Origin of the sequence: Deferrivibrio essentukiensis (assembly GCF_020480685.1) — a bacterium.
Classification (GTDB): Bacteria; Chrysiogenota; Deferribacteres; order Deferribacterales; family Deferrivibrionaceae; genus Deferrivibrio; species Deferrivibrio essentukiensis.
Window position 1 is genome coordinate 71382 of sequence record NZ_JAJAFU010000005.1, and the last position, 20667, is coordinate 92048.

The window sequence follows — 20667 nt, forward strand, 5'->3', positions numbered from 1 at the left end:
AATAAAAGTATTATATTTTGTAAACCCCTTTTTCGATAAGATATTTAAAATATAAAATATCTTCAGCTTGAGTTAACTTAATGTTAGTAAAATTAGATTGAGTTATGTATACATTGTAGCCAATCAATTCAATAGCCATTGCTTCATCGGTAATAAAGATATTATTTTCTCTTTGATACATTAAAGCCTTTTCTAAAAGTTTTTTTTCAAAAACTTGTGGCGTGTGGGTCAAAATAAGCTTATCTCTTTCTATGGTTTTATCTACCATGTAGTTTGTTATCTGTTTTACTGTGTCTCTTGGGGTAACACCGCATACTGCCGCTGAGTGTTTTTTCGCTACTTCAATACAGTTAATTACAATCTCCTTGGTTATAAAAGGTCTTACTGCATCATGAATCAGAACATACTTTCCTGAAGATTCACATAGACAATTAAAAACGGTGTCAAACCTTTCTTTGCCACCCAAAACCAGCTTATAGTTATTTATATCCAAATCATTGCATACATTTTTTATAAACTCAAAATCATTTTTTTGTGCGCCAATATTATATTCAATAAAGGGAAAAGATAATTTTAAAGCTTTTAATGTGTAATAAAGTATTGGCTTATCATTAATTAAATAAAACTGCTTTTTCTCTTTATCAGAAAATCGTTTACCAATACCAGCAGCCGGAATAATTGCTGAAACAGAGTTACTCATTTTAATTTGGTAAAAATTATTCTTCCGGATTCTGTTTGCAATAAGCTTGAAACTACGACATCTACTTCACTTCCGATAAGAGTTCTTCCATTTTCTACTACAACCATTGTCCCGTCATCCAGATATCCGACACCCTGTGAATACTCTTTACCCTCTTTTTGAATTACAATATGGAGATTATCACCGGGTAAAACATTTTGTCTTAAAGCTAAAGCCAATAAGTTAATATTAAGTGCCTTTATATCTTGAATTTCTGAAACTTGTATAAGATTAAAATCGGTAGTTATAATTTTCCCTTTAAGTTTTTTAGTTAACGCTACAAGTTTTTCATCAACAGTGCCAATATTACTAAAATCTTCTTCACTTATTTCAATGGGGATCACTTTTTGCTCTTGCAATTTTTTCAAAACGTCAAGCCCTCTTCTCCCCTTTTGTCTTCTTAAGTGATCGTGAGAATCGGCAATATTTTGTAACTCTTTTAGTACAAAAGTCGGGATAACTATTTTACCCTCTATAAAACCCGTATTTACTATGTCACTTATTCTTCCATCAATAAGTGTTGATGTATCAACAATTTTAGGTATTACAACATATCGTGTTTTAGTTTCTCTCTTTAATCTCTTTGAAAAAATATTTTCCAATAATGTGTAATTTTTATACCCTATAAGTATTCCAAGATACACTATTAGAAAATAAAAACCTAATTTTAAAGCTTCATTTGAAAATACGGTATCAAAAGCGTTTACTACAAAATAAGCAATTATAAGAAAAACAAAACCACCGATAAAACCCATGATAACTTTAAAACTTTTTAAATCGGATATAAATAACTCGATAAGATTAATAGACAATACAATGCCAAGTGCATAACTTATAGCATGATTGATATCTATTTCCAGTTGATTTCGAAAAAGCACAAAAGCAATAAAGATTGCAATTGAGTAAATAATTCTAAATATCCACATCTTTACCTCATATCAAATTTTCTAACTGCTCAATAATATTTGACTGTCCCAATACTATGATAGTATCACCCTCTTCAAAAACAGTATCAGGCCCGGGGTTATATATAAAATCCATAGTTTTTTTCTTGATAGCTACTACTATTATACCAATTTTCCTAATATTTGACTCCCTAATTTTTTTTCCAATCAATTTAGAAGAGCTTTTTAGAGCTATTTCACCCACTTCAATATTAAAGTTATTTTTACCCATCACAATATCCATAAACTCCGTAACATTTGGCTTTAATATTGTATTGGCTATACTGACAGCTCCTATTGTGTATGGTGAAAAGACTTTATCTGCACCTGCCCAAAACATTTTTGTAGCCGATTCTTCATCTGAGGATCTGGCTATTACAAAAAGATTTTTGCTAAACCCTTTGGCAGTGAGCACTATGTAAACATTTTCAGCATCGCTGCTGACAACTGCAATCAATCCTTTTGCCTCTAAAATATTTGCTTCCATGAGCACAGATTCCTTTGTGGCATCCCCAATTATGTATATTATCCCTTTTTCATTAAAGTAATCAATTTTAGAATTATCTTTATCAATAACAACAAAGGGCACCTTTTTTTTATCCATCTTTCTCCTGCCTAATATCTTTCTTATTTCCCCTGCTACTACAATTTCAATAGCTTGAGTTGCTGCAAATGCAATCGTACCAGCCCCTGTCAGAATTATAAATATTGTAAAATATTTACCTGTTGTTGACAAGGGGAAAACTTCGCTAAACCCTACCGTTGTAATAGTAATTACAGTCATATAAAACGAATCTAAAAAACTTACACCTTCAATATATTCATACCCGATTGTACCTATTGCCAATATTGAAACAATAATTAAAAAGCTAATAACAATTTTTCTTAATGGATTCATACAAATATCAAACTTATTAGTCTTATTAGAAAAATTCTACAAAATTCAATAATGAGCAGTGCAATAATCGGCGATAAGTCAATCATTCCAAATGGCGGTATTACCTTTCTAATTGGCTCAATAATAGGGTCAGTAATGGTTATAAGCATTTGTACAATAGGATTTCTTGGGTCAGGACTCACCCATGACATTAACGTCCTGATTATTATAAGCCATGTAATTATCCTAAAAACACCTACAAATTCCATTAAGCCTGACTTTGTAGAGGTTTTAAGTAGAAATATAAAGTCAACCTTACCCCCCATTACGCTTACAGCACTTAATAAAAGTGTGTGAGTAATTACATAAGCAAGAAATATAACAATGATGGTAGGTAGTATAATTTTATTGCCTGAAATTTTTATAAATGTTCTGGTTAATTTTACCCAAAAAAGACCAATTCTGTAAAAATAAGTAGTATATGCTCCTGCTGAATAAGTATTTACAAAACTACCTAAATAGACCGAAGCTATATAAAATAGCATTAAAAAACCTAAAATATCACTAATACTTCTAATTAAAGATGAAATTAAATCTCCGTAAAAAAGTGCCATTAATAGTGCGTAAATAACTGTCAAAAAAATAATCAAGATTGGTATAAGTTTATCAGTGCTGGCTTTTGTAAGCTTTTTAAAAAGTGTTGAAAATATAGGCTCAGTTGCAGCGGCTACAAACTTACCTGCCGGATTAAAGTATAATTCCTGCCTTGTCATTACTCCCCGCAACATTAAAATAATAATATAAAATTTAATAAGTATTGAAATTAGTCCCATTTTATCCCCTTTTTCCAAAAATAGCAGAGCCTATTCTTACCATATTTGAGCCTTCTTGGATTGCAATCTCAAAATCATCACTCATACCCATAGAAAGATATTCAACCTTCTTAAGAGTATTTACCTTTTCAAAGAGTTCATACATTTTTCTAAAATATATTCTATTGTCTTCAGGATTATCAAGAAAAGGCGGAATCATCATTAGCCCTTTTAGATTTAAAAAATTACTTTTTAGGACTTTATCAAGTAAAACATCAAAATCTTCAGGCAATACACCTGACTTTTGAGGCTCTTTTGCGACATTTACCTGAATAAGTATATCTTGGATTCTATTAAGTTTTGAAAACCTTTTTTCCATCTCATTTACAAGTTCAATCCTATCTACTGAGTGAATAAGAGAAAAGTTATCCTTGAGATATTTCACTTTATTTGTTTGAAGATGCCCTATAAGATGAAATTTTATATCTTTATAATCTTTTAAAATCCCAATTTTATCAAGGGCTTCCTGAACCCTATTCTCTCCAAAAATATATTGACCGCAATTATAAGCTTCTATTATCTTTTCAGCAGGGTAAGTTTTACTGACTGCTACAAGGGTAATTGCATCTATTTTTCTGCCAGATTTTGATGCAGCTAATTCAATCCTTTCGTAAATATTTTCCAAATTCTTTTTTATTTCACTCATACTTCATCAATATTGAAATCATTCTCCCTGTTTTATTAGATTTCCTGTATGAATATAGGAAATCACTGCAATATGTGCAATAATTTAAATCTATAACATTATTAACAAAATTCTCAAGTTTTAATTTGATTATTTTTCTTAAATTAAGCAAGTAGTTATCACCTTTTATATGGAATATACTTTTTTCTCTAACTAAATCTGAAAATTTTATCGCCAAATCTTTGCCTACAGTATAGCAGTTTTCACATATTCCAGGTCCAATAACAGCATATTCTACAATATCTTCATTATCTGCAAAAATTTTCAAGCAGTTTTCAATAATACCTAAGTAAATACTCTTCCAACCGCAGTGGAGATTTGCAATATATTCCTTCCCTATTAATTGTACGTTAAAACAGTCTGCTGTCATTATACCAATTGGTAGATTAGTTTTTTTTGTAATTAGACCATCACCTGTAAGGGCACCTGCAAAGGAATTTAAATTATCTGTATTATCCAAATTGATTATTGTATTTGAATGAATTTGTGTAAGTGTAATAACCTTATCAAGCTTAAAAACTGTAGATAATTTGTCATAATTTTTTTCTACATCTAAAGGATTATCATCTACATGAAAGCCGAAATTTAATGAAGCGTATTCAGATTTGCTAAATCCGGTATGCCTTGTGGTAGTGATACTTAAAATATTTTCAGGCAAACCGTAAGGTTTTATATACATAATACCTTGTTTAGCTATTAACATTATGACCAATCCTCTAATATTTTTCTTGCCGTAGTAAATTCACGTTTTAATATATTTATATCAAAATTATGTGATATCAACTTTTCCCATACAAGTTGTTTATTTTCATCGAACTGTTCATATGCATTTGACTTAAAGTTTTTAAGTGCAGTTTTTATATCGTTAGACTCTAAAAATAATTGGTATAATTCATCTATATTATCTTCAGCTCTTGATATCGTCGCCTGAAGATATGCCGTACTATGGGACATTATGCTAAACTTTAGATTTGGTATTTTACGAAGCTCTTTATTGAGAAGTTTAATTTTGTTATTTATGGATTTTTTATCTTCAAGGGGAAAATACTGCATAGGGGTAAAAGGTTTTGGAATAAATATATTTATAGATAGCTTGACTTTACCAAGTCGTTTGAATTTTTCTGCCTGTTTTTTAGTAAAAATATCAACAATCTTTTCAACCCGCTTAATTAACAATTTTACATCATCTATTGTTTCCCCGGGCAATCCAATCATATAATATAATTTTAGATTCAAAATCCCGGAATGAGCAATAAGTTCTACTACATTATAAATATCTTCGTCTTTAATCTCTTTTTTTATTATTTTTTTAAGTTTTTCCGAGACAGTTTCCTCTGCAATAGTTATTGACTTAACATTGCAATCTTTCAAAAGTGAAATCAAACTTTCGGTTAATGTGTCAATTCTAAGTGAAGAGACAGAAATATTTTTCCCCATATTTTTTAACTTTTCCATATGAGTTTGTATGTCAGGCAAATCACCAAAAACAGCACTGATAATTCCAATGTCATCACTAAAAGAATAATTCTCAATTATTTCGTAAAATTTATTAAAATCCATTATCCTGTAAGGCCTGTAAATATATGATGCTGAGCAAAACCTGCAACCGTATTTGCAACCTATGCTGAGCTCCACAAGAAATTCGTTCGCAAATTCCCCACTTACTGTTTTTATAGATGAGCAGACTGGGGTCCTATCTTTCTTGTGTACTACTTTAGCCTTATCTTTACGCCCTGAAAAAACACTGTAATCTAATGTAGTTAAAAAAGATATTCTTTCGTTTTTACTGCTAAAATTTGTCAACATTGAGATTATGTCATCTTTCATTGGCTCTAAATCACCAATTAATTGAATGTCAGCAACATTTAAAAGAAGCCTAGGGTTTAAAAATGTCAAAACACCGCCTGCAATAATTAGCGGCGTACTGTTGTCTCTTTCATAATTAAATGGCTTTATATGTTGAGCTTTTAAAAATCTTATAAGATTTAAAACATCTTCTTCATAATTAATGCTAACAAAAATTACTTCAAATTCAGCAAAAAACTTTTGGGTTTCAATGGAGAGATTATCTTCGTAAAAGTCTAAAACAATCCTTTCGCATACGACATCTTCAATTGAGTTTAAAAATTTGTATACCTCCTGAAAACCAAGATTTTGGGAGGCAATTTCATATTTATTTGGATATAGCGTTGCAACTTTTATAGAGCCATTTTTAAGTATATATCCTTCTTCACTGTCCAATATATCTCTGTAATGTTTAATTACTGCCCATTTTTCCATTAAGATTTTTTGTCGTAACCAAGCTGATTGTTTTGATGATTATATTTTTTTTTGATATTTATCTTTTTGTTTTCCTTAATGATAGTGTTTCTCAATTCTTCTTTCTTATCTATCAGTATAGATGCTACCTTTTCGTTAATCAAAATTACTTGTTTTAATTTTTCAAGGTCATCTTCAGATATTTTATCCAGATTGGTCGCTAACTGATTTAACTGTTTGAAAAAGTTTTGATAAATATTAAGTTGCTGTTCTAAGTTTGAAGGGTCAGCATCGTTAAGAATTTTTTCAGCAACCTTTACAAAATTTCCAAATATAATATCAAGGTTTTTGTCCATTAAATGATGATAGTACAGTTAAGCATAAAAATCAATTTTATTAGTAGAATTTTTGACACTCGAGTTGATTAACTTTAGTATGTTATTTCCAGATGTTTCAGCTGATTCTTTGCTTTTTGCTGCAACCTTCATACTGTAGGCGTAGCTATATTGTGCTAATTTGTAACTACTTATCCCCTGAATATTCATAAATACTCCTTTAGCTATTCAAAAGGGTAAAATTTCAATACCTTATCAGGGTCTACCTTACCATGCGCATTTATCAAAGATGATGCATCCTGTTTTTGAAAGGCGTCTTTTAGTTTGTTTAATACCTCATTGGCATCATCTTCCGACTTGAGCAAACTGTAAGAGTTGGCTGCCAATCGGTTTTCCCGTTTGATTTCAACTATATCTGCAAACTTTTTGCTTTCAATATTTAGGTTAACATTATTTGCAGTTTTAGCCGAATTATCATTGGCAGAAGACTTCTTTTTGCTCACGCTGCCGGTAAGCTTGTCCCTAATATTAATTATAGAGTTATCAAAATTAATACTCATATTACCTCACCCGGCAAAATTAACCGACCTCTTTTTATTTTCAGCTTCACTTTCCACTTCTTGCTCTTTTTCAACTATTACTTTCCAAGCTTCTCTTAAATTAGTTAGTAATTTTATTACGGTATTTATTTTCTCACTATTTTTTTCTTTATTTGCTTCAATAAGCTGCCATACCATAAAGTCATAAAGCTTTAGTAAATTTTCTGCTATTTCACCTGCGTCCATATTTAAAGTAGACATTAGCTCGTAAATAATATTTTCGGCTTTTATAATATTTTGGTGTGCATTGGGAATATCTTTGAGCTCAATATATTTATTTGCTTGTCTTAAAAACTTTATTGCTCCATCGTATAAGAGCAAAATCAACTTCCCTTTTGTTGCACCTTCAATTTCATTTTTAAGATACGTTCTGTAAGGATTTGAAACCATTATTCCTCCTTATTATTTTTGACTAGCCAAAAGCTGAGTCAAGTAGTTACCTTGTTCCTGAAGTTGAGCTATCTGTTTTTCCATGTTTGTAAACTGGCTCCAGACCCTTTCAAGATAACTTGTTACTCTGGTCTGTTCGTCATCCATTCTGTCTGCGAGATTATAGAGTTGCCTATCAATTGTTCCAAACGGCTGTATTTTAAGAGATATCAACCCGCCGGTTGAAACATATTGATTAATAACGCTTTCATACTTTCTTGCCCACCCTGTGGCAGTTGAAGAATTTTCGGAAAACAGTTTATACACATCATCAGGATTTTCTGATAATGCATTTAAAAATGTTTCATTATTTTTTAATTCACTCAATATTTCATCATAGTCGGTGCTGTCTTTTACCAACATACCTTTCTTTATAACGCTTAAATCTCCATCGCCGGCAATACTAATTCCTATTTCGCTTAAACTTTTATAAGCTCCGGTTATTCCGGTCGCTTCACTTAAGAGGTTGCTTCTCAAAGAATTCTTGAGCAAACGGAGTTCAGAACTTTTTGAAATTATGTTATAAGTAGTATAAGTCTTCCACTTTTCTTCGTAATCGGTCACCTCCTCACTTGTCATATTATTTTTTTCATCCTCTGTTAGAGGAGTTAAATATTGTTCATCCTCATCATCAATTTCTGGTGGAGAAAGTTTTTCAATCATCTGATTGTAATGCTGAACAAATTTTGCAAAGTATTCTACTGCCTTTGTTGTATCGGTTGAAATATCTATAGTAGTATACTCATCACTCGCATTTTTAATATTTAAAGTAACACCTGAAATTATATCATCTATTTTGTTTGTATCTCTAATATAATTAATACCATCAACATTCAGTATTGCATATTGACCAGCTACTCCAAATTCAGATGAGGTAGTAGTATCATCTGTTAAATTAAGTGCTTCAAGAAATGAACTTGTATCATTGGATGACCCTAATAGAATCTTATCTATACTATCTTTTGACCTTAAGGTGACTTTATCTGCAACTTCATCATAACTCAACTCAACATTAGCACCGGAATTGTTTACTTTATAAATAACATCATTTAACGTATCTACACTTGCATCTACATAAATCGAAACACCATTAATAGTAAAAATACCGCTTGTAACTGTCTTGGTAAAACCGGCTGAGCTTAATTTTACAGTAGGGTCAACTGAGCCACTACTTGAGCCTGTAGTTTTTGTGGCACCGTCTGCAGAAGTAAGCTTTAATACGCTTAAAATGTCACTTGTATCTGAAAAGTCGCCTAATGTTATATTTTCAGCACCTGCAGTGTTTGACTGCAATACTATTTTATCCTCTGTGGAGTCATAACTTGCAGTTACTCCTGCACCTGATGAATTTATTTTTGCTATTAAATCGTTTACTGATAAAGCTGTATAATCATCGATTGTTATAGAAACACCATTTATTGTAAAAGTGCCATTTGTAGATGTAGATGGAGTTTTTGAAAAGCCTGCATTTTGAAGTCCGGTTACTGATGTATCAAGACCTAAACCTGTAGAAACCGTAGCACCAGTGACCTTAGAATAAGACTCGGCTTTTACATTTAAAGATGAATCTTGAGCGATTTTAAAGCTGCCATCTGACAATGAAGAATCCGCAGTAAGAGTCACCCCTGGAATAAGACCTGCAGTAGTATCATTTAATTTTGTCAACAAGTTAGCATAACTATCAGACACATGATATTTTGAAATTTTTGTAGTAACAGATTTTGTTGTGGTTGAGGAAGTACCATTATGTAATCCAAGGCTTTGACTTATACTGTCACTTTGAGCTTCAATAGTTAAGCTTTCAAGGGAAGTATCATATATTGCCATATTCCAACTTCCGCTTGTACTGTTAAAGTCAGCCCTGACAGCTAAATAATTTTTATTAGTAGTACTATTTGCACTATTTAATTGACTATTGAGGGAATCTTCTATTGATTTTGTTACTTTATTTATATCGTCCCCAGTTACAGCTGAAACTGATACTGAATAAACAGTAGAATTAATGCTTATAGTAAAATTGCCAGATAAATCGGAAGTTAACTCCCCTTTTGTATCAACAATACTTAATGAAGAGCCGGAATATTTATTAAGCTGTCCTAAATTGTTTGGAGAAAATTCATCTTTTGATATATAATAATCTGTTGCTGAAATTGTAGCAGTTGAAATTGTAACATTATGAATACCTTCTAAAAAATCATTAGGGCGACCACTGATACTTGAAACACCTGCACCTTTTTCACTAAGAGCAACATTGGTAAATTGACTATAGGTATATGAATTTCTTGCAGTTTGTGAAACTTTTATAGTGTGTGAGCCGTTTTTCGCAGATATTGATGCGGTAGCACTTAATATGGAAGAATTTGAAACAGAAACATTTTTAGATTTAAAAGTAGACTCAAGCTTTAAGTTTAGCAAATCTGCTTTTATGGATACAAGATCGGTGCTTATTGACTGATATACATTTTTTTCAAGAGTTTTATTAGCATATTTTTGTTCTAATGAGTAATATGTCTGCTTAGCCTGTTGAGTCAGGGTCTCTACGATCCCATTTGTATCAAGGCCTGAAATAATTCCACCTATCCTTAGTGCATCCATAAGCAAACCTCCGTGTCGCTCAACTACAATATCGTACTTGACAGCAAAAACTTTAGAAAAAAGTTGAAAAAAAGATCAAAAAATGTGAGATTAAAAAATAAAAACGGTGGGTTATGAAAGAATTAATAATTTACGACTGTGATGGTGTACTGTTTAACAGTAAAAAGGCAGTTCTTGCTTATTATGACTTTGTGTGTGACACTTTTGGGTTAACTAAAATAGATAGGACTAATGAAGAACTTGTTAATATGGCGATGATGAAAACAAATGAGGAAATCTTATCTTTTTTAACTGACTCAAAAGAAAAGTTAAATGAAATGCTCGAATTTGCTAAAAATATGAATTTTTCAAAATTTCTCGACTTAATGGAGCCGGAAGAAAAGCTTATTGAAACCTTACCTAAATTAAAGGAAAAAAATTATAAACTCTCTATATTTACGAATAGAGGCTACTCTTTACACTATCTTTTGGAACACTTTAATATTGACATATACTTTGATTTTAAAGTTACATCCTTAGATGTCACAAACGCTAAGCCAAATCCTGAAGGGCTTTACAAGATTTTTGAATATTTTAACGTTGTACCTGAAAAAACAATATATATAGGTGACTCGGAAACTGATTACTTGGCCGCAAAATCTTCAGGGACACCATTTTTAGGGTATAAAAGAAAATTTGAAAATTTGGATTTTATAAAAAGTCACGATGAAATTTTTTCTTTTATATAATTTCTTTTAAATCAACTTTCTGAAGTTTTATATCCCCAACAAGCCTGTGTTTTAGTGCGTTAAATGCCTCTGTCTCATCTGTAGTCAATATTAGTCTTTTCCCCTCTTCCCTTTTATCTGTAGGCAAACATGAAACTATGTAAGGAATAATAGCCTCACTGGAATCAACGAGCTTTAAATTAGGATATATTTTTTCTATTATATTTTTTAAAACAGGATAATGTGTACAACCTAATACAAGGGTGTCTATACCTTTTTCAACGAGAGGTGCAATATATTCTTTCACAGCAAGTCTTGTGATTTCATGCTCAATTCTCCCCTCTTCTACTAAAGGTACAAGAAGTGGTGATTGGTTTTGATAGATTTCAATTTTGTTATCTATTTTTTTTATTGCGTTGTAGTATGAATTACTTTTTATTGTACCTATTGTTCCGATAATTCCTACTTTTTTGTTTTCAGTAAACTTTGCTGCAAGTTGTGCCCCGGGCTCAACTACTCCTATTACGGGTATATTTAGTTTGGATTTCAAAAAATCCAGTGCAAAGGATGAGGCAGTGTTACAAGCAATAACCAGACAATCTATTTGATAGTTATTAATCAAAAAATTTGAACATTCCAAACTGTATCTGCAAATTGTGTCTTTTGACTTGTTGCCGTATGGCACCCTTGCTGTATCCCCGAGATAATACAAGTCTGTATCTTTAAAATTTTTAATTATTGTTCTAAAAACAGTTAAGCCACCGATTCCTGAATCAAAGACACCTATAGCCATAATCAACTCTTAAAAAATATGGCAAGCTCATCAAGTCTTGACAAACATCTTTGAAATTTTTTACTAAAGCATGATTCAATGATTTCAGGTTTGAAAAATTTGTCCAAATCATATTCTGATCTGATAAAAATCTTTGTATTATAGTAATAACAATGGTCTACTAGGTGAGTAAATCTTAGAGCATTATTAAGCTGCTCAAATGGAGCAACACCATCTATAAAAATAGCCTCACAAGTTGATGGGATTACAAAATATTTAAAAGGGTGATTGTCAATTAATGTTTCCATTAAGTTTTTATACGTAGTAAGCATCTTAGCTGTTTTTGACACCTTATAGTCTCTAAAAGTGTCAAGAAAAGATTTGGATGCAATCCTTTGGTTTAATATTTTATTCTTTTTTCTATAATCTATACCCTCTACCACAACAGTTTTGAAAGCACCGGAAATAATCCCCATCTCTCTTTGAAATTCATCAACCTGAAATTTTAATTTTCCTAAATCTGAAGGGAGTGTGTTTGAAGTAGTAATTATAAGGGTATTTTTATTTATTAAAAGAAAAAACTTTGCCATCATTCTTGTAGTGGCAGGATCATCAAGTTCAAATTCATCGAGCAAGAGAAGTTTTAGTTTTGAAAATTCTTCAGCGGTCTTTTCAAGCCCTATATAGTTAAAAAAGTAGCACAATTCACCAAAACTTAAAAAGGCTTTATTCACATTAGCAGTGTTGTAACAAGCACTTAATAGGTGGGTTTTACCTACACCGTAACCACCATCGATGTATAAATTGTTTAGTTTTTTATTATTGACCTCTTTGGCAGATTTTCTTAGAAAATTAAAAAACCCTTTTTTATTCTTAGTTTCTGTAGGCTCTTCATTGAGCTTTTTAATCTTATTTATTAACGTTTCTTTAATATAAAATTGAGACGGGTATTTTTCATCAGGGATATAATTCTCAAAAGTGCAATGAGAAAATTTCGGATGTGGTTTTAAATTTACAAAGCAATCCTCAACTGAAATGTTAAAATTGATATCTTTTATATCAATAATCATTATTTTATTCCTTTGACTATATAAATCACAAGCGTTTGACTTTTATATAATTTTTTGTGAAATTGCAAGAAGATTCTACTTTTCGTTTCACACTGTAGCTACAATTGCATTGTTACCGCACCTGTCTTCCCCCTTTAATTTGACGCTTATGCAAATACATATTTTCATCCGCCTTTTTAGTAGCTTCGGTAATCTCTTTTTCGCTTTTTGCTATTGAAAACCCAACAGCCATGGAAACTTTATTTTCAAGGTTTTGATTTACTTTTTCCTGAGTATCTAAAATTCTCTGATAAAGACTTTTTGCTGCATTTTCATTTGCCCTTTGTATGATTATAGCAAATTCATCCCCTCCTATTCTTGCAAGACAGTCTTCACTTCTGACAGAATTTTTTAGAATTTTTGCTGCATTTACAATAAGTTCATCACCGGCAGCATGCCCAATTTTATCATTTATAACTTTTAAATCATTTACATCAATAATAAAAATGCCAAGTGGAAAATTTCTTCCTTTTTTTACCCTTTCAATTTCAGTTTCAAAATATGCTCTATTGTAAATTCCGGTTAACTTATCGTGTGTGCTTGCATATTTAAGATTTTCGTCAGCCTTTTTCTGCAAAATTGCAGATGTAATAATATTTGATAAAATTTTAAGAAGCTCTACTTCCCTGATACTCCATATATTTTGCTCACACCTTTTTTCATATATTATAAATCCAAACATTTTTCCTTGTTGCAACATAGGATAGGCAACAACAGAAGCAAGTTCTTTGATGTGTGAATACGAATTTAAAAGGTTGTCATCTGTTTCACCGCTTAAAATAATAATCCCCTCATCTTCAACTTTAATAAATATGGCTGACAAGCTGTCAGGTTTGATATTATTTGATATCTTGTCTGTATTCCATGAGTATATTTTATTAATTTCCTTATTTTCACGCTCATAAACGGAAATCTCAGTTAATTTCAAATATTCTCCTATTTTTGAAAGGCTATTTGAAATACTTAAATCCAAATCGCTCCCTTTGTATATTTCTTGCAGAAGGTCTGATATAAATTTTTCAACCTCATAATCTTTTTTTGCTTTTGAGATAATTTCATTAAATTCGGTAATGTCTTTAAATAGTATTGAGGCACCCACAATTTCCTCATCGTTAATTACAGGTGTGGCAATAACTTCATAGCTTTTTAACTCATTATTGACAAATAACTCCAATGTATCTTCAAATTTACCTTTCTTAAAGATATTGTCATAAGCCTTAGATATTATATTAATAATTTCTATATTTTTAAATTCTGTTAATTCATTTAAAGAGAATATGTCCAAAGAGTGGGCATCAATAAGGTAGTTTATTAAAAAATTATTTGCATAGACGATTTTGTTATCAATCACTACACACAAAAAATCTTTATCATGGCAACTTAGTATGGCATCTATAATATTATCATTATTAACAAATTTTTCATCATCTAAAAATACTGACAGTATATTTGCTATCTTTTCTACAGCTATAATTGAATCATCATTATAATCTACAGTAGAATTGGCTAAAGCAATTATACCTGCCACTTTCCCATTTTTTATTACAGGGACAGACATAAAATTTGTAATTTTAATGTGTCCTTCAGGGATATTTTTGAGATATTTCGAATAATCTATTATATTGGTATAAAAAGGTTTACCAGTTTTGATAGAAACTTCATACAGATATCCAATTTCCTCAAGTGGATTAATAAGCTTAAAGCTATCCTTATTTTTGACCTTACATGATTTAAGATAATCGAAAGTAGGTACAAAAAGAGTATTATCTTTCTCAATAATACCTATAAATCCCTGAAAACTTTCAGTTTCTCTTTTACATATATCAAGTAATTTATCAAGAATTCTCCCTTTTTCACCCGCAGAAATGGATTCAAAAAGTTCGAAATAAGGTTGAATGGTATTGACCACCCGTTTAAGTCTTATATTTTCTTGTTTTAAATATCTTATATCCATATGCTACTTTATTACAATAATTTAGTATTAATCAAGAATAATTGTTGCTAAATTACAAAATAAATATATAATCTTAATGTTTGACTCAGAAAACCTGAATAACCAGACAAAAAATAATAACAGAGGTAGTGAATGAACACACTTGAAAAATTCAGAGAATTAGGAATATCTGAAAACATTTTAACATCAATAAAAAAGAAAGGATTTGAAGCACCATCACCTATACAAGCTAAGATAATCCCAGAAATTTTTAATTCCACTGACGACCTTATAGGTCAAGCACAAACCGGTACGGGAAAAACTGCAGCATTTGGAATACCAATAATTCAACTGTTATCAGAAGAAAGAAACAAGGTTAAAGCATTGATTTTAACTCCTACAAGAGAATTATGTTTGCAAGTTGCTGAAGAATTAAACACTCTTAAAGGGAAAAAGAAAACTAAAATTATACCTGTTTACGGTGGGCAATCTATCGATTTGCAAATTAGAAGACTTCAAGAAGGTGTGGATATTGTTGTAGGGACACCGGGCAGAATTATAGACCACTTAAAAAGAAAAACGCTTAATTTATCCCATATAGAATTTTTAGTACTTGATGAGGCGGATGAAATGCTCAATATGGGTTTTATAGAGGATATTGAGTATATTTTAAAAAATACAAATTCAACTAAAAGGACTCTTCTGTTTTCGGCAACTATGCCTAAAGAGATTAAGCAAATTGCTCAAAAGTACATGAAAAACCAAAGAGTTGTCGCTGTAGAAAACAAAACATTGACTACCGATTTAACTGATCAAATTTACTTTGAAGTCAATGAAGACGATAAATTTGAAGCACTTTGTAGAATAAGGGATATTGTGCCGGATTTTTATGGTATTGTCTTTTGCAGGACTAAAGTAGACGTAGATAATGTTGCCAATAAGCTTATTGATAGAGGCTACAGTGCCGAAGCTCTACACGGGGATATTTCCCAATATCAAAGGGAAAGGATTTTAAAAAAATTTAAAAACAAGCAAATTAATATATTGGTAGCCACAGATGTTGCCGCAAGAGGAATTGATATTTCCGACTTAACACACGTAATAAATTACTCATTGCCCCAAGACCCTGAGTCTTATGTGCATAGAATCGGCCGAACAGGAAGAGCCGGTAAAGAAGGCACAGCAATTACATTTGTAACCCCTGACGAATACAGAAGATTGGTATACATAATGAGAATTGCAAAAGCAAAAATTAAAAAAGGTGATCTTCCTAAAGTAGAAGATATTATTGAGACAAAAAAGGCTAAGATTATTGAAGAGATAAAAGCAACTGCAGAAACAGTTGATTATGAAAAAAACAGACATATAGATGAACTCTCAAAAGAGCTATTAGGCCAGCTTACACCGGAGCAGATTGTGAAGGCATTACTATCTATGAATTATGGGGATGAGTTTGATGAATCTTCATACTCTGAAATAAGGGATACTAAATCTGTAAACAGAAAAGGTAAGGCAAGACTGTTTGTATCCATGGGGAAAGAAAACAATGCAACACCTAAAAGTTTGGCTGACTTTATTTATGAGAAAACGGGTGTAGAGCAAAGACTTTTGAGAGAGATTAAAGTATTTGATAAATTTTCTTTTGTAACCGTACCATATGAAGAGGCTGAGGTTATTTTAACATATTTTAAAAAGAATAAGCGCGGTAAAAGGCCAATGGTTGAGATAGCAAAGGAAAAGAAAAACTAAATGTACAAATATCTTAAAACTAACAGATATTTTGCCGCTGTTCTTGATAATTTGGAACAGGTCGCAGCAGAAGAGCTTGATGAACTTGGAGCAGCGGAGATAAATACAAAATACAGAGGGGTTTCTTTTACTGCCAGTAAAGAAACCCTTTACAAAATTGTATATTGTTCAAAAATTCCTACGAGAATATTAGCACCGATTATTACATTTGATTGTCACAGTACAAAATACCTATATAAAACTGCCAAAAGTATCAAATGGGATGATTTTTTACCATTAAATAAGACATTTGCTATATTTTCATCAGTATCAAATAGTTTAATCACTCATTCTCAATATGCCTCACTTTGTCTTAAAGATGCAATTGCTGACTATTTTAGGGACAAATATGGAGAAAGACCAAATGTAAAACCCAAGACTCCTGACGTATGGTTTAATCTTTATATAAATGACAATAAAGCTACCATTAGTCTGGAGTTAACTGGTGGCTCTCTTCATAGAAGAGGTTACAGAAAAAATAGTCTTGAAGCACCTATCATGGAAAATCTTGCTGCTGGAATAATAAGAATTTCAAAATGGAATGGGGAAACCAATCTATATGACCCATTCTGCGGCTCAGGTACAATATTAGCTGAAGCTTTACTGAAAGTTTGTGATATACCTTCTTGCTATAACAGAGAAAATCTTGGTATTTTTTATATGCCTGACTTTAATCGTAACACGTTTGATTATGTAAGAAAATGTTCCCTTGAAAGTATTAAACCTCTTCCAAATAATTTAATTTCCGGAAGCGATATAGATAAAAGAGCAATTCAGATTGCAAAAGAAAATTTAAAACTGATTCCTCACGGTGATAAGGTTAAACTGGCAGTTACCGATTTTTCAAAAATAAAAAGTATAGAAAATTCAACAATTATAACCAATCCTCCTTATGGGAAGAGGCTTGGTGAAAAAAATGAGGTGAGTCGTCTTATTACAAGTTTTGGAGACTTCTTAAAAAATAACTGTAAAGGTAGCAAAGCATTTGTTTACTTCGGCAATAGAGAATTAATTAAAAAGGTAGGCTTAAAAACTTCTATGAAAATGCCACTTAAAAATGGCGGACTTGATGGAAGATTAACCTGCTATGAAATCTACTAAGTTTATTATTTGAATTTTTATTAGACAAGTTAAAATCTTAAATAATTTTAATTGAAATTTATAATAAAAAATCTTATCCTTACTTGATTGTTACGGAGGTACATATGATTAAAATTTATGCTAAAGATAAAAATAATAAAATAAAGATTGTAGATAATATAGATGCTCTGATGCCCGATTTAAAAGAATTATTGTGGATAGACATGATAAAGCCTTCTTCTGAAGAGTTTAAGGTAATTTCTACCATTTACAATGTTGAATTTCCTACAAAACAGGAAACTGAAGAGATTGAGATTTCGTCAAGATATTGGGAGACATCAAAAGATATTACCGTAAACACATATTTTTTTACACTTATTGACAATACACCTCACAATGAAACAGTATCTTTTATTTTACAGGATAATTTTTTGGTAACGATACGCTATCGTGAATTAAGGACATTTGATGAATGTATAAAGAAAATAATTTCTTTACCTAACCTTTTTAACTCCGGTTTTTATATTTTTAGCAATATACTTGAAATGAGAATTGATATGGATGCGGATATTCTTGAAAATATTGCTAAAGGAATTTCTAATTTAAGAAAAAACCTTTTAAATGAAGATATGGACAGTGAAGATTTGTTGGAATCAATATCTATGAATGAGGACCATAATACAAGACTAAGAGAAAGTTTAATTGATAAACAAAGGCTTCTATCTGCAATTCTAAAATCTCCCAAACTTCCCTCTAACTTGGAAAATAATTTCAAAATAATGATTAAAGACGTCAATTCTCTAATCGATTATACAAGGTTTAATTTTGACAGGCTTGATTACATACAAAACATATTCCTTGGTCAGTTAGGTATAGAGCAAAATAATATTATAAAAATATTTACAATTGTGAATGTTATTTTTCTTCCCCCTACCCTTGTGGCAAGTATTTATGGAATGAACTTCAAATTCTTCCCTGAGTTGGATTGGCACTTTGGGTATCCTTTTTCTTTAATATTGATGCTGATTTCATCTATTTTACCGATATTAATTTTCAAAAAGAAAGGTTGGATGTAAAAAAGCCCTGAAATCAGGGCTTTTTTAATTATTCTGTATCACCTTTATTTAGCAGCTTTAAGAGTTTTGTATTAGTAGAAAGGAAATATTTACTATCTTTGGTTAATACATCTGAATATACGTCTAATGTCTTAATAAATTCAAAAAAGTTAGGGTCTTGTTTAAATGCATCAGCATAGATTTTTACAACTTTAGCATCAGTGGCACCTTTAATTTCCTGAACTTTTTTATAAGCTTCAGCCAAAATTATTTTCTTTTCCTTTTCAGTTTTAGCTTTTATCTTTCTACCTTCTTCAATACCTTCAGAGCGATATTGTTTTGCAATTCTTACCCTTTCAGCTCTCATCCTTTCATATACAGCTTTTTCGTTTTCCGGCGGTAAGTCTGCTCGCTTTATCCTGATATCGTGTATATCTATTCCGTATACTTTAGCTTTCTCTTTAGCCGCTTTTGTAACATTAGCCATAATTTCATTTCTGTTTATGCTTACAACTTCGGTTAATGTATGTTGTCCTAACTCAATTCTCATTTCTGAATATATTATGTCGTCAATTCTTGACATAGCGCCATATACATCTCTTACACTAAGATAAAATTTTAAAGGATCATTAATTTTCCATCTGCAATAATTATCGAGCAAAAGTGTTTTTTTATCTTTAGTCAATATTTCTGAAACAGGTGCATCATATTCTAACAACATTTTACTTAAATAAGAAACATTATATAAAAATGGTACTTTTACATATAGCCCTGGCTTGTCAATAACCTTAACAACCTTCCCGAGGTAAGTAACTATAGCCTGCTCGTTAACCTTAACTGTATAAAAAACTCCTGTAAAAGGAGCAACGATTAAAATAGCAAAAATAATTGCTACCACTATAAAAACTTTTTTCATTTTGCATCCCCTTTTATCATTCCGTCAAGACCCATAAATGGACTTATGTTTTTAATATTTTCGTCAAAAATAAATATTTGACCACCTTTCAAAATCTCTGCCATTTTTTCAAGATATAATCTTTTTTTAGTGATATTTGGCGCCATTTTATAACTTTCGTAAATATTTAAAAATCTTGTAGTCTCACCTTTGGCTCTCTGAATCTTTTCAACCTCATATGCTTCTGCATCCAGTATCATTTCAGCTGCCTCAGCTCTTGCTTTTGGTATTACTTCGTTTCTATACGCTTCGGCCTCATTGATAAATCTATTTTTATCTTCTTTTGCACTGGCAACATCTTTAAAAGCGGCAACGACAGCTTTAGGAGGCTCAACATCCTGCAATTGAACCGCTACAATATCAATTCCGGAATTGTAAAAATTAAGAATATCTTGCAAAATTACCTGGGTTTCCTGCTGTATTCTGCTTTTGCCTGTAGTTAAAATATCATCAATTTTCTCTTTACCAGCTATCTCTCTGATAGCTGATTCTGCTGCATCTTTTATTACTTTTTCTACATTTAATACATTATAAAGATATTTTACTATATCACCTATTTTATATTGCACAATAAGGTCAATGCTTACAATATTTTCATCACCCGTTAACATTAAAGCCTCTTTAGGCACAGACTTTATATTACCATCTTTTCCTGTCCTAAAACCAATCTCTATTCTGTGAATTTTAGTAACTTCTGCCTTATCAATTCTTTCAATAGGAAAAGGTAAATGGAAATGAGGACCAGCTCCAACTACATTAACAATTTTTCCAAACCTCATTACTACTGCCTGCTCGTTTGCCTTAACGATGTAAAAACCACTTAAGATCCATAATAGTAACAATATGATAAAAATAATTGTTCCGGATACTTGAATTTTAAATTTTGGTAATTTGACATTTAGCTTTTGATCGCCCCACGGATTGTTTTCCACTT

21 protein-coding genes are annotated in these 20667 nt (G+C 31.2%); 4 read left to right on the plus strand and 17 right to left on the minus strand.

The features are described from left to right. Positions 1–10: 10 nt before the first annotated feature. From ispD to fliD, 12 genes are read right to left on the minus strand one after another with little or no spacing between them, the layout of a single operon-like run. Positions 11–700 (minus strand): 2-C-methyl-D-erythritol 4-phosphate cytidylyltransferase, encoded by a 690-nt coding sequence (ispD, locus tag LF845_RS04160; RefSeq protein WP_242819742.1) that lies wholly within the window; start codon positions 698–700, stop codon positions 11–13. Next, on the minus strand, positions 697–1665 hold the full coding sequence (locus LF845_RS04165; RefSeq protein ID WP_242819743.1) for a PIN/TRAM domain-containing protein: 969 nt from the start codon (positions 1663–1665) through the stop codon (positions 697–699). Before LF845_RS04165 ends, ispD begins: the two co-directional genes overlap by 4 nt. Before the next feature lie 7 nt (positions 1666–1672). Next, positions 1673–2581 carry a potassium channel family protein gene (locus tag LF845_RS04170; RefSeq protein WP_242819744.1) on the minus strand — a complete coding sequence of 303 codons (909 nt, stop codon included), beginning with the start codon at positions 2579–2581 and terminating at the stop codon, positions 1673–1675. Next, complete coding sequence (locus LF845_RS04175; protein ID WP_242819745.1) at positions 2578–3393, minus strand: YggT family protein; 816 nt, start codon at positions 3391–3393, stop codon at positions 2578–2580. Before LF845_RS04175 ends, LF845_RS04170 begins: the two co-directional genes overlap by 4 nt. Position 3394: 1 nt before the next feature. Next, the gene (locus LF845_RS04180) at positions 3395–4078 is read right to left on the minus strand and encodes a YggS family pyridoxal phosphate-dependent enzyme (protein ID WP_242819746.1); all 684 of its coding nucleotides are present in this window, start codon (positions 4076–4078) and stop codon (positions 3395–3397) included. Continuing rightward, positions 4071–4820, minus strand: coding sequence for a purine nucleoside phosphorylase YfiH/LACC1 family protein (locus tag LF845_RS04185; RefSeq protein WP_242819747.1), 750 nt, complete (start codon positions 4818–4820; stop codon positions 4071–4073). The genes LF845_RS04180 and LF845_RS04185 overlap by 8 nt, the downstream gene beginning before the upstream one ends. Continuing rightward, a complete protein-coding gene (locus LF845_RS04190) occupies positions 4820–6397 on the minus strand; it encodes a radical SAM protein (protein WP_242819748.1) in 1578 nt (525 codons plus the stop codon). Before LF845_RS04190 ends, LF845_RS04185 begins: the two co-directional genes overlap by 1 nt. Beyond that, entirely contained in the window at positions 6397–6732 is a 336-nt protein-coding gene (locus tag LF845_RS04195; RefSeq protein WP_242819749.1) for a hypothetical protein, read from the minus strand. The genes LF845_RS04190 and LF845_RS04195 overlap by 1 nt, the downstream gene beginning before the upstream one ends. Positions 6733–6750: 18 nt before the next feature. Next, the gene (locus LF845_RS04200) at positions 6751–6921 is read right to left on the minus strand and encodes a hypothetical protein (protein ID WP_242819750.1); all 171 of its coding nucleotides are present in this window, start codon (positions 6919–6921) and stop codon (positions 6751–6753) included. Positions 6922–6935: 14 nt separating this feature from the next. Next, positions 6936–7271, minus strand: a complete 336-nt coding sequence (locus LF845_RS04205) for a hypothetical protein (protein WP_242819751.1) — start codon at positions 7269–7271, stop codon at positions 6936–6938. 6 nt (positions 7272–7277) lie between these two features. Further along, entirely contained in the window at positions 7278–7700 is a 423-nt protein-coding gene (gene fliS / locus LF845_RS04210; protein WP_242819752.1) for a flagellar export chaperone FliS, read from the minus strand. Between the two features lie 12 nt (positions 7701–7712). Then, a complete protein-coding gene (gene fliD, locus LF845_RS04215; protein ID WP_242819753.1) occupies positions 7713–10334 on the minus strand; it encodes a flagellar filament capping protein FliD in 2622 nt (873 codons plus the stop codon). A gap of 113 nt (positions 10335–10447) precedes the next feature. Between fliD and LF845_RS04220 the strand changes: the two genes are divergently transcribed. After that, a complete protein-coding gene (locus tag LF845_RS04220; RefSeq protein ID WP_242819754.1) occupies positions 10448–11062 on the plus strand; it encodes an HAD family hydrolase in 615 nt (204 codons plus the stop codon). Here the strand turns inward: LF845_RS04220 and murI are convergent. The 3 genes from murI to LF845_RS04235 form a co-directional block, all read right to left on the minus strand. Continuing rightward, positions 11055–11834 (minus strand): glutamate racemase, encoded by a 780-nt coding sequence (gene murI, locus LF845_RS04225; RefSeq protein ID WP_242819755.1) that lies wholly within the window; start codon positions 11832–11834, stop codon positions 11055–11057. The genes LF845_RS04220 and murI overlap by 8 nt on opposite strands. 2 nt (positions 11835–11836) lie before the next feature. Beyond that, positions 11837–12883: a cell division protein ZapE gene (gene zapE / locus LF845_RS04230; protein WP_242819756.1), complete on the minus strand. Its 1047-nt coding sequence runs from the start codon at positions 12881–12883 to the stop codon at positions 11837–11839. A gap of 112 nt (positions 12884–12995) precedes the next feature. After that, the gene (locus LF845_RS04235) at positions 12996–14876 is read right to left on the minus strand and encodes a diguanylate cyclase domain-containing protein (protein ID WP_242819757.1); all 1881 of its coding nucleotides are present in this window, start codon (positions 14874–14876) and stop codon (positions 12996–12998) included. Positions 14877–15008: 132 nt separating this feature from the next. Here LF845_RS04235 and LF845_RS04240 point away from each other — a divergent pair, with 132 nt between their 5' ends. From LF845_RS04240 to corA, 3 genes are all read left to right on the plus strand, one after another. Beyond that, positions 15009–16604, plus strand: a complete 1596-nt coding sequence (locus tag LF845_RS04240) for a DEAD/DEAH box helicase (RefSeq protein WP_242819758.1) — start codon at positions 15009–15011, stop codon at positions 16602–16604. Further along, a complete protein-coding gene (locus LF845_RS04245; RefSeq protein ID WP_242819759.1) occupies positions 16605–17744 on the plus strand; it encodes a THUMP domain-containing class I SAM-dependent RNA methyltransferase in 1140 nt (379 codons plus the stop codon). It begins immediately after the preceding gene. Positions 17745–17848: 104 nt separating this feature from the next. After that, on the plus strand, positions 17849–18799 hold the full coding sequence (gene corA, locus LF845_RS04250; RefSeq protein WP_242819760.1) for a magnesium/cobalt transporter CorA: 951 nt from the start codon (positions 17849–17851) through the stop codon (positions 18797–18799). A gap of 28 nt (positions 18800–18827) precedes the next feature. Here corA and hflC read toward each other — a convergent pair whose 3' ends face one another. Together hflC and hflK are read right to left on the minus strand one after the other, a co-directional pair. Then, the gene (gene hflC / locus LF845_RS04255; protein WP_242819761.1) at positions 18828–19694 is read right to left on the minus strand and encodes a protease modulator HflC; all 867 of its coding nucleotides are present in this window, start codon (positions 19692–19694) and stop codon (positions 18828–18830) included. Next, the gene (gene hflK / locus LF845_RS04260; protein ID WP_242819762.1) at positions 19691–20665 is read right to left on the minus strand and encodes an FtsH protease activity modulator HflK; all 975 of its coding nucleotides are present in this window, start codon (positions 20663–20665) and stop codon (positions 19691–19693) included. Before hflK ends, hflC begins: the two co-directional genes overlap by 4 nt. Between the last annotated feature and the right edge of the window lie 2 nt (positions 20666–20667).

Bases quoted from the DNA above. Each gene is read 5' to 3' on its own strand.
- LF845_RS04195 (WP_242819749.1), bottom strand. From the start codon at position 6,732: ATGGACAAAAACCTTGATATTATATTTGGAAATTTTGTAAAGGTTGCT.
- LF845_RS04200 (WP_242819750.1), bottom strand. From the start codon at position 6,921: ATGAATATTCAGGGGATAAGTAGTTACAAATTAGCACAATATAGCTAC.
- fliD (WP_242819753.1), bottom strand. From the start codon at position 10,334: ATGGATGCACTAAGGATAGGTGGAATTATTTCAGGCCTTGATACAAAT.
- ispD (WP_242819742.1), bottom strand. From the start codon at position 700: ATGAGTAACTCTGTTTCAGCAATTATTCCGGCTGCTGGTATTGGTAAA.
- fliS (WP_242819752.1), bottom strand. From the start codon at position 7,700: ATGGTTTCAAATCCTTACAGAACGTATCTTAAAAATGAAATTGAAGGT.
- LF845_RS04165 (WP_242819743.1), bottom strand. From the start codon at position 1,665: ATGTGGATATTTAGAATTATTTACTCAATTGCAATCTTTATTGCTTTT.
- LF845_RS04220 (WP_242819754.1), top strand. From the start codon at position 10,448: ATGAAAGAATTAATAATTTACGACTGTGATGGTGTACTGTTTAACAGT.
- LF845_RS04170 (WP_242819744.1), bottom strand. From the start codon at position 2,581: ATGAATCCATTAAGAAAAATTGTTATTAGCTTTTTAATTATTGTTTCA.
- LF845_RS04235 (WP_242819757.1), bottom strand. From the start codon at position 14,876: ATGGATATAAGATATTTAAAACAAGAAAATATAAGACTTAAACGGGTG.
- LF845_RS04190 (WP_242819748.1), bottom strand. From the start codon at position 6,397: ATGGAAAAATGGGCAGTAATTAAACATTACAGAGATATATTGGACAGT.
- zapE (WP_242819756.1), bottom strand. From the start codon at position 12,883: ATGATTATTGATATAAAAGATATCAATTTTAACATTTCAGTTGAGGAT.
- murI (WP_242819755.1), bottom strand. From the start codon at position 11,834: ATGGCTATAGGTGTCTTTGATTCAGGAATCGGTGGCTTAACTGTTTTT.
- LF845_RS04175 (WP_242819745.1), bottom strand. From the start codon at position 3,393: ATGGGACTAATTTCAATACTTATTAAATTTTATATTATTATTTTAATG.
- LF845_RS04240 (WP_242819758.1), top strand. From the start codon at position 15,009: ATGAACACACTTGAAAAATTCAGAGAATTAGGAATATCTGAAAACATT.
- LF845_RS04245 (WP_242819759.1), top strand. From the start codon at position 16,605: ATGTACAAATATCTTAAAACTAACAGATATTTTGCCGCTGTTCTTGAT.
- LF845_RS04205 (WP_242819751.1), bottom strand. From the start codon at position 7,271: ATGAGTATTAATTTTGATAACTCTATAATTAATATTAGGGACAAGCTT.
- LF845_RS04180 (WP_242819746.1), bottom strand. From the start codon at position 4,078: ATGAGTGAAATAAAAAAGAATTTGGAAAATATTTACGAAAGGATTGAA.
- corA (WP_242819760.1), top strand. From the start codon at position 17,849: ATGATTAAAATTTATGCTAAAGATAAAAATAATAAAATAAAGATTGTA.
- hflC (WP_242819761.1), bottom strand. From the start codon at position 19,694: ATGAAAAAAGTTTTTATAGTGGTAGCAATTATTTTTGCTATTTTAATC.
- LF845_RS04185 (WP_242819747.1), bottom strand. From the start codon at position 4,820: ATGTTAATAGCTAAACAAGGTATTATGTATATAAAACCTTACGGTTTG.